10 protein-coding genes are annotated in these 8,754 nt (G+C 70.6%); 5 read left to right on the top strand and 5 right to left on the bottom strand.

Features of this window, described 5'->3' with window-relative positions; all coding sequences use genetic code 11:
- Positions 1–948 (bottom strand): discoidin domain-containing protein (locus ETD85_RS57050; protein WP_240780078.1); only part of this gene is annotated, 948 nt, incomplete at its 3' end.
- A gap of 312 nt (positions 949–1,260) precedes the next feature.
- Between ETD85_RS57050 and ETD85_RS57055 the strand changes: the two genes are divergently transcribed.
- Both ETD85_RS57055 and ETD85_RS57060 read left to right on the top strand, forming a co-directional pair.
- Positions 1,261–2,250, top strand: a complete 990-nt coding sequence (locus tag ETD85_RS57055) for a LacI family DNA-binding transcriptional regulator (protein WP_138698192.1) — start codon at positions 1,261–1,263, stop codon at positions 2,248–2,250.
- 123 nt (positions 2,251–2,373) lie between these two features.
- Positions 2,374–2,700 carry a hypothetical protein gene (locus ETD85_RS57060; protein WP_138698193.1) on the top strand — a complete coding sequence of 109 codons (327 nt, stop codon included), beginning with the start codon at positions 2,374–2,376 and terminating at the stop codon, positions 2,698–2,700.
- A 32-nt stretch (positions 2,701–2,732) separates the two neighbouring features.
- Here the strand turns inward: ETD85_RS57060 and ETD85_RS57065 are convergent, their stop codons facing one another.
- The 3 genes from ETD85_RS57065 to ETD85_RS57075 form a co-directional block, all read right to left on the bottom strand.
- Positions 2,733–3,920 (bottom strand): RtcB family protein, encoded by a 1,188-nt coding sequence (locus ETD85_RS57065; protein WP_138698194.1) that lies wholly within the window; start codon positions 3,918–3,920, stop codon positions 2,733–2,735.
- A 74-nt stretch (positions 3,921–3,994) separates the two neighbouring features.
- Entirely contained in the window at positions 3,995–4,807 is an 813-nt protein-coding gene (locus ETD85_RS57070; protein WP_138698195.1) for an SDR family NAD(P)-dependent oxidoreductase, read from the bottom strand.
- Complete coding sequence (locus ETD85_RS57075; RefSeq protein ID WP_138698196.1) at positions 4,804–6,285, bottom strand: DHA2 family efflux MFS transporter permease subunit; 1,482 nt, start codon at positions 6,283–6,285, stop codon at positions 4,804–4,806. Before ETD85_RS57075 ends, ETD85_RS57070 begins: the two co-directional genes overlap by 4 nt.
- A gap of 79 nt (positions 6,286–6,364) precedes the next feature.
- Between ETD85_RS57075 and ETD85_RS57080 the strand changes: the two genes are divergently transcribed.
- The 3 genes from ETD85_RS57080 (at position 6,365) to ETD85_RS57090 (ending at position 7,737) form a co-directional block, all read left to right on the top strand.
- Positions 6,365–6,985, top strand: a complete 621-nt coding sequence (locus ETD85_RS57080; RefSeq protein WP_138698197.1) for a TetR/AcrR family transcriptional regulator — start codon at positions 6,365–6,367, stop codon at positions 6,983–6,985.
- 86 nt (positions 6,986–7,071) lie between these two features.
- Positions 7,072–7,317 carry a hypothetical protein gene (locus ETD85_RS57085; protein WP_138698198.1) on the top strand — a complete coding sequence of 82 codons (246 nt, stop codon included), beginning with the start codon at positions 7,072–7,074 and terminating at the stop codon, positions 7,315–7,317.
- Positions 7,318–7,329: 12 nt separating this feature from the next.
- Positions 7,330–7,737 (top strand): hypothetical protein, encoded by a 408-nt coding sequence (locus ETD85_RS57090; RefSeq protein WP_138698199.1) that lies wholly within the window; start codon positions 7,330–7,332, stop codon positions 7,735–7,737.
- A 31-nt stretch (positions 7,738–7,768) separates the two neighbouring features.
- On the opposite strand, the gene ETD85_RS57095 is transcribed toward ETD85_RS57090, so the two are convergent.
- Positions 7,769–8,754: CU044_5270 family protein (locus ETD85_RS57095; protein ID WP_170247406.1), on the bottom strand; the 986-nt coding region annotated here is incomplete at its 5' end.

Below are 8,754 nucleotides of genomic sequence, written 5' to 3' on the forward strand. Positions count from 1 at the left end.
CTTCGGCGGGGCGGGCGGGTCGGTGGGGTTGCCGCCGGTGCCGTACACCTGGAACTCCCACAGGCTGTAGCCGTAGGGGGTGGCGCGCTGGGTGCCGTACATCCGGACGTACCGGCCGGATCCGCTGACGTTGAGCGTCTGCTTGAACCCGGGGCCGGTGGTGGTGCTGTAGATGGTCGTCCAGTTGGCGGCGTCACCGGAGACCTGGAGCTGGTAGGACCTGGCATAGGCCGGATCCCACTGCAGCACGACCTTGCTGATCTGCGCGGTCGCGCCCAGGTCCACGTAGATCCAGCCCGGGTCCACCCAGCCGGTGGTGGAGCTGGTGGCCCACCTGCTGGCCGGGTCGAGGTCGAACGCCCTGGCCGGCGTGCACTCCCAGCAGTTGCCGTCGTGCTGCGAGGTGGAGGCGACGCCCGGCTTGTTGTAGGAGAGCAGCCGGTCGCCGCCGCCGGTGCCGCCGCCGGTCCCGTACACCTTGAACTCCCAGAGGCTGTAGCCGTACTGGGTGGCCCGCTGGGTGCCGAGGACGCGGACGTAGCGGCCGCTGCCGGAGACGGTCAGGGTCTGGTCGCCGCCGGTGCCGGTGGTCGTGGAGTAGAGGTTCGTCCAGGACGTGCCGTTGGCGGAGGCCTGCACCTGGAAGGCGGTGGCGTACGCGGCCTCCCAGGTGAGCTGCACCTGGGAGATGGAGGCGGGGGCGCCGAGGTCGACCTGGATCCACTGCGGGTCGGAGAAGGCGCTGGACCAGCGGGTGCCCGCGTTGCCGTCCACGGCCGCCGAGGCGGGGAAGGCGACGTTCTCCGTGGAGGAGGCGGTGGCGGGCTTGCCCTGGGACAGCAGGGGGTCGGCGGCGGAGGCGGGCAGCACCGCCATCAGCGACATGGTGATCATGAGGGCGACGATCGTCGCCAGGCGGCGCAGGCCAGTGCTGCGGGGTGGACTCACAACGTCTCCGTCAAACTGGGGGGATGGTTCGAGGGAGCGCTCCCTGAGAGGGAGACTGCTCGCGGTTCTTACCTCTGTCAAGGTCTCCGTTAACTCGCCGGAAACCTCCCTGACGCATGAGAGAGCGCTCTCTAAACGACTCCCGCACCGCCTCCGACGACCCTGACCAGCCACGATCCCCGACCCCGCCCCGAATCGCTCTTGAGCCCACCGAAGCCCCGAGAAACACCAGAATCGGCCCCCGCCTTGACTCCTCCGACGCCCGCACCGCACCCTTCTGAGGGAGCGCTCTCTCAACTCGTGAGGAGTGATGTGAACCGCCCGACACTCGAAGCCGTGGCCGCCCGGGCCGGCGTCTCCAAGTCCAGCGTCTCCCGTGTGATCAACGGTGCGTCGACCGTCGCCCCGTCCATCCGCGAGGTCGTGCTGAGAGCCGTCAGGGAGCTCGGCTACGTCCCCCACGCCGCCGCCCGCAACCTCGCCACCCGCCGCACGGACGCCGTCGCCCTCGTCGTCTCCGACCCGCCCAAGGGCCTGGTCTCGGACGACCCGATGTTCTCGGCCGTGGTCCGCCAGGCCAGCAGGAAGCTGGAGGCGGCCGGCAAGCAGGTGGTGCTCATGCTGGCCGGTTCGGACGACGGGCGCGCCCGGGTGGCCCAGTACGTCGCCGCCGGTCACGTGGACGGCGTCATGCTCGTCTCCATGCACGGGGCCGACTCCCTGCCCGCCACGCTGGCCCGCAAGGGGCTCCCGATCGCCTCGCTGGGCCGGATGAACCCGGCGGTGCCGTACGTGGACAACGACAACCTCGGCGGCGCCGGGCTCGCCATCCGCCACCTGCTCCAGCGGGGCAGGCGCCGCATCGCCACGATCACCGGTCCCCTGGACATGATCGCCTCCCAGGAGCGCCTCACCGGCTACACCACGGTCATGCGCGAGACCGGGCATCGCTCGATCGTCACGATCGGCGACTTCACCCGCGTCTCGGGCGCCGACGCCATGCGCCAGCTCCTCCAGGACGACCCCGGGCTCGACGCGGTCTTCGCCGCCAACGACCTCATGGCCGTCGGCGCCCTGCGCACGCTGCGCGAGACGGGCCGCCGGGTGCCGGAGGACGTGGCGGTCGTCGGCTTCGACGACATCGAGGCCGCCCTCTACACCACCCCGGCCCTGACCACCGTCCACAGCCCGATGACCGACTGGGCCACCGCGACCGTGGACCTCCTGCTGGGCCTGTTCGACGGCGGCCCGGACACCCCCGTACTCCTGCCCGCCGAACTGGTCGTACGGGAGTCGACGTGAGGAGCGGCCCTCTCGGAGAAGGGCGTCCCTATATGATCTTCATTACCGCGAATCGGGAAGGCGCGATTCGGGAAGAATTGCCCAGCCTCCGCGCGGCCCTCTTGTTGGATCGGGAGCGTTCCGATGTTCTTGGAGACCCTGCAGACGATCACGGACCATCTCGTGTTACTCGTCCTCGCCTTCGGCGTTTTCTTCCTCTTTCTCGGCACATTCGTGCTGACGAAGCACCGAGTTCCTCACTGGATGCCGTCAAGCGCGCGGCGAGCCCGGTGGAAGCCGTACGGCTGGTCGAACATCTGCGCGGCCGCCTGGATGGCGACGCAGTTCATCCCCCGCGAGCTGAATGTGCCCCCGCTGCTGGGGATGGCCCTGCTGGTCCCCGCCATGGGTTTCCTGATCGCGTGGCCGGTGCTGCTCCTCATCTCCATGACACCGCAAAAAGCGCCATAGGGCGGCGGGAGCCCCCACACCGCCCTACGCGCTCAGCCCTTGATGCAAATGAGCTGCCGCAGGTGTGCGACCACCTGCACCAGATCCGTCTGCGCGGCCATCACCGACTCCAGGTCCTTGTACGCCCCCGGAATCTCGTCGATCACCCCGGGGTCCTTACGGCACTCGACGCCCTGCGTCTGCGCCTCCAGGTCCTGCACGGTGAACGTCTTCTTGGCCCTGGTCCGGCTCATCTTCCGCCCTGCCCCGTGCGAGGCCGAGTTGAAGGCCAGGCTGTTGCCCAGGCCCTTCACGATGTACGTGCCGGTGGCCATCGAGCCCGGGATGATCCCCAGGTCGCCGCTGCCGGCCCGGATCGCGCCCTTACGGGTGACGAGCACGTCCACCCCGTCGTACCGCTCCTCCGCCACGTAGTTGTGGTGGCAGGAGATCGGCTGCTCGAACGCGATGTTCGGCAGGTGACGCCGCAGGACGTCGCAGACGAGCCCCATCATGAGCGCCCGGTTGCGCCGCGCGTAGTCCTGCGCCCAGAACAGGTCGCGCCGGTAGTCGGCCATCTCCGGCGTGTGACCGAGGAACACGGCCAGGTCGCGGTCCACGAGCCCCTGATTGTGCGACAGCTTGCGGGCGACACCGATGTGGTGCTCCGCCAGCTCCTTGCCGATGTTGCGCGAGCCCGAGTGCAGCACGACCCACACGACGCCCTCGTCGTCGGCGCACACCTCCAGGAAGTGGTTGCCGCCCCCGAGCGTGCCCATCTGCACCTCGGCGCGCTCGCGCCGGTTGTGCACGGCGGGCGCGAGCTCGTCGAAGTCCTTCCAGAACTCCGCCCACCCGGCCGTCCGGATCCCGTGCACGTTGCCGGGATCGACGGGCCGCTTGTGGTGCGCGAAGCCCACCGGGACGGCCTGCTCCAGCTTCCCGCGCAGGTAGGCCAGGTTGTCGGGGAGCTGCGAAGACTTGTACGACGTCTTCACCGCCGTCATCCCGCACCCGATGTCCACGCCGACGGCGGCCGGCGACACGGCGTCCTTCATCGCGATGACCGAGCCCACCGTCGCGCCCTTGCCGTGGTGCACGTCGGGCATGACGGCGACACCGTGGACCCACTCCAGGTTCGCCACGTTGCGCAGCTGCTGCATCGCCTGCGGATCGACCGTCTCCGGCTCCGCCCACATCCTGAGCGGATGCCGCGTTCCGGTCACCTCGTTGTACGTCATCCCGTATCGCCTCCTCCCGGCACATCCCGAACGCGATCTATCAGGCCAGAGTTCACGTACCCCCTGCAACCGAATTAGTGCCGGCCGCCGGGCTGTTTCGTCTCCGGCCGCGCCACCGCCGGCGAACCCACCAGTTCCAGCGTGAGCTCGTGCAGCCGCTCCGCCGCCCGGCGGTCGAAGGACGGCAGGTCCAGGCCGATCGGCCGGTGCCGCATGAAGGCGCTGAGCGGCTCGGCGGGCGGGTCGTCGATGCGCGCGACGATGGGCTTGATCCCCTCCTCGACCGGCATCCCGTACCGTTTGAGCGCCTCGACGTGCGCGGCGGTCGCCTCGTCGTACTCGCCCGCCACGCTCGTCGACACCCCACCCGGATGGATCAGCACATATCGGGTACGCCCTCCGTGCCGCGCGGCGAACGCCACCCCCAGCAGGTCGTTCGCCTTACCGGCCTGGAACTGGGCCTTCATGCCCTCGTACCCGCGCTCCAGCATGAGGTCGTCCCAATGGATGCGCCCGTCCGGCTGCCCGGGCCCCGACACGTTCACGATCGTCCTGGGCGCGGCCAGCCCGTGGCTGAGCAGGAACCGGCTCAGGTAGTCCAGCGCGAACGTCCCCTCCAGCCCCTCCTCCGTCACGAACCGGTGCGTACGGAAGTACCGCGCGCACAACACCAGCGCGTCCACGACCGGGAACCTGGCGTTGACCTCCTCGATCACCCGCCGGGTCTCGCTGACCAGGCTCAGGTCGGCCTGGATGAACGCGGCCCCTGACGGCGCCTTGGCCGCGTCCCGCCCCACGACGGCGACCGTGTCGCCGCGCTCCAGGTAGGTCCGGGCGAGAGCCCGGCCCATCCCGTCGGTGCCGCCGGTGATCACCAGTGTCCTCATGCGTTGCCCACCAGATCTTCTTCTCGTACGGCGGCCGCCGGCGCCCCCGCCTTGCCCGGGAGCAGCGGGATGAGCGCCAGGACGATCAGGTTGGCGGCGACGGCGACCCAGAACACACCGCGCAGCCCGCTCATCGCGCTCGCCGAGGTCTGCACGACCAGCGTGACCAGGGCGACCCCGAGCGCCGCGCCGAGCTGGTTGAGCATGTAGAGCACCGAGCTGCCCTGCGCCACCATGGGCCCGGGCAGCGTGCGGTACAGCGAGCCCATCGTCGGCGCGCTGAAACAGCCGCTGCCCAGCCCGAACGTGAGCGCCGCCAGTGCCGGCCACACCTCTGGCGTGCCGGGGCCGATCCGCGTGAGGGCCAGCACGCTCGCCACCGCCACGACCGCCCCGGCGACGGCCAGGCCGCGGGCGCCGAGCCGGTCCGAGAGCCGCCCGGCCAGCGGCATGGCGATGGCGCCGCCGAGCCCGAGTGGGGCCATGAGCAGCCCGGCGGCCAGCACGCCGTGCCCGTGCGCCTGCTGGTAGTACAGGGGCAGCGCGAAAAGGCCGGCGAACAGGCCCATCCCGCCGAGACCCATGATCGTGACGCTCGCGCTGAAGCTCCGGCTGCGGAAGAGCCCCAGGTCGATCAGGGGAGGCCGGGCGGCACGAGGCCCGTCCGAGTCCGGCGACCGGCCGGCGTCCCGCGATGCGCGCAGCGCGTGCACGGCGTACCCGATCAGCAGCGCGGCCCCCAGCCCCAGCGGCAGCAGCGCCTGCCATACCGCGATCGCGCCCTGCTCCGCCGTCTGCGACAGCCCGAGCACGACGGCCGCGAACCCGGGCCCGAGCAGCGCCAGCCCCACCACGTCCAGCCGCGACGAGCCCGGCCCGGCCACCTCGCCGGCGGGGTCGTCAGCGGGAATCACCCGTACGGCGAGCGCCAGCGCCACGATGCCGACGACCACGCTGATCAGGAACATCGCCCGCCACGTCAGAGCGCCGAGGACCGCCCCGCCCGCGATCGGCCCGAGCACAGGTCCCAGGGACAGGACCACGCCCATCAGCCCCATCACCCGGCCGGCCCGCCGTGGCCCGGCGGCGCGGGCCAGCAGGATCAGCACGAGCGGATCGAGCAGCCCCGCCCCGAGCCCCTGCACCACGCGGAACGCGATCAGGCTGCCCACGTTCCAGGCGAGCCCGGCGGCCAGCGAGCCGGCCAGGAAGAGAGTCAGCCCGGCCAGCCACAGCCGCTTGCCGCCGTACCGGTCGACGGCCCACGTGGTGAATGGGATGGTGGCCGTCACGGCCAGCAGGAACCCGGTGGACGTCCAGCCGATCGTGCTCAGCGAGGTGCTGAAGGCCGTGGCCAGCGTGTCGGTGGCGACGGCGGCCATCGTGCTGTTGAGGATCCCCAGCAGCCCGCCGAGCAGGACCACGGCGATCGTGCCCAGCAACCGCCGATCCAGCCGATCATCAGGAATTGAACTCATGGGTTCAACGTAATTGTCTTATGCGTTCGCATGCAACCCGTACGTCCATGAAGTTGAACCCGCGAGTACAATCGAGGCCATGACCAGCACGCGCGGACGGATCGACAAGCGGCAGGCAATCCTGGAAGGCGCGTTCACCGTGTTCGCCCGCCACGGCTACACGCAGGCCTGCGTGCAGGACATCGCGCGCGAGGCGGGCGTGGCCAAGCCGACGGTGTACAACCACATGACCGACAAGGCCACCTTGTTCCGGCATGCCATCGAGGCCTCCGCGCAAACGAGCCTCGACGAGCGGGTCGCCGCCCTGGAGCCGCTCGAAGCCCCCGGCGACGATCTGCACGGCACGCTGGAGCAGGTCGCGTACGAGCTGCTCCGCCTGCACACCGACGGCCGGTCATGCGCGCTGCGGCGGCTCCTCTACTCGGAGATCACCCATTTCCCCGACATCCTGGACATCGTCCGGGACATGGGCCCCGACCACCTCAACAAGGCGCTGGCCGACCGGCTGGCCCGGCTCGCGCTCGCCGGCCGTCTGCGCACCACGGATCCCGACCTGACGGCCGAGCAGTTCATGGCCCTGATCCTCGGTCCCCTGGAAGCCCGCTCCCAGATGGGCACCCGCCAGCTCGATGACGCGGAGCTGCGGACCATGGCGAGGGCCGCGGTGGAGACGTTCGTGCGGGCGTGGGCCACATCGTGACCGGCGCATCGTGACCAAACACGTATGGAGAATGCCGCCGACAAGACCTCTTGTCGATGGTAGTCAAGGGATATAGTCTGCCGCGTGTGGTGGAACGAGACGACTACGCGGCCATCCGCGATCGGATCATCGGGCTCTCCCACATCCGCGGCCTGCGCTGCGACTGGGCGGAGACGACCAAGCGACAGCGATTCCTCCTGCTGTGGGACGCCGAGGGCCGGGTCGCGGCCCGCGCGATCGTCCCGCTCTACCCAGGGGAGACACCGCACCTGGTGGACTCACTCGAACGGGGGCTGGCGCACCTGTTCGGCGACGGCTGGCTGAAGGACTGACTGGAGCACCCGATGAGCGCAGACCGCGTGGACGTCCACGTCACCATGGCGGGCAGCCTGTGGCTCGCCCAGGTGGACGGCGTGGCCGGCGGCATGTCCGCCCGCACGCTCAAGGAGCTGCACGGGGACGTCGCGGACGGGCTCCCGTTCCTGTTCGCCGACCGCGCCCAGCCGCCCGCGCCGGTCTTCCACTACACGCTGCCGGGCCTGTCGGAGCAGGACCTCGACGACTTCGCCGCCCTCCAGCGCCAGGCGGCCGCGATCGCCGAGGACTACACGCGGACGCTGAAGAAGCGGGTCAAGCACATGCACGAGCTGGGGCTGTCCGACGGCGACATCGGCGAGCTGCTCGGGCTGACCAAGCAGCGCATCCAGCAGATCCGGACGAACGCCAACGACGAGGCCCGCCAGAGCGGCTAGCGCTAGCGCTCCGGCGGGCCGCCGCGTCGGGTCAGGACGCCGGCTTGCTGTCCGTCCAGCCCGATTCGAGCAGCGCGTACGAGTTCCACACCGTGCCCGGCTCGAACCCGGCCTGCATCCCGCCCGGCTTCACCACCACGCCCTCGCTGGCCAGCGGCTGCCCGGTGGCCTCATCGAAGACCAGCCGGGTCTCGGAGACCCCGCCCCCCTGCGTGTCCTCCTCGACCGACACGGCCGTGCCCTGCCGTCCTTCGGAGTCGGTCACGTTCTCGGCGACCCGCACGCTGTCGAGCTCGGCCAGCATCCGGAACGCCGCGCCCCGCACCTCGGGCGTCACCGGCATGTCCATGATCAGGCCCACCGTGACCGTGAACAGCCACGCGTCCCCCGACATCTTCACGCTGGAGGACTCCGTCGAGTGCCCCTTGTACGAGGCCATCAGCCACTTCTTCAGCCTGTCCGGATCGCCGGGCAGCCCGCGCAGGTCCTTCATGGTGACGTTCCGGCCCAGCCAGAACACCTTGTCGCCGTCCACCAGCGGGCTGTGGCCAGTCCTGGTCCGCCCCTCGGACACGGACAGCTTCATCGGCACCTTCTTGCCGAGGACGACGACCTCGACCTCGGACGGCGCCCCCGCCTGCTCCCACGCCACCCGGTCCGCCTCGGTGGCCGGCCGGGCGCCGAGCGACCGGCTCTGGGACCACTGCTCTCCCCCGACGGCGCTGGGCGTCCAGCTCTCGCTGCGATCCTGGTCCATGACCCGGTAGCCGCCGTCCTTGACGGTGAACAGCTGCCGGTGCACCGACACGTTGTGCCAGTAGGCACCGCTCCCCTCGGTCTGCCGGTCGGCCTTCTCCGCCGCGGCCAGCAGCACGGCCCGCGCCGACAGGGTCACTCTGGGCGTGGCCGTCTCCGTGGCACCGGCGCCGGCCACCACCCGCCCCCCGTCGGGGGCTCGCGGCGTCGTGGGAGCCGCGCCGTTGCCCGACATGACCACCGCCACCGCCGTCACCGCGG

This window comes from Nonomuraea zeae, assembly GCF_005889725.1.
Lineage (GTDB): Bacteria > Actinomycetota > Actinomycetes > Streptosporangiales > Streptosporangiaceae > Nonomuraea > Nonomuraea zeae.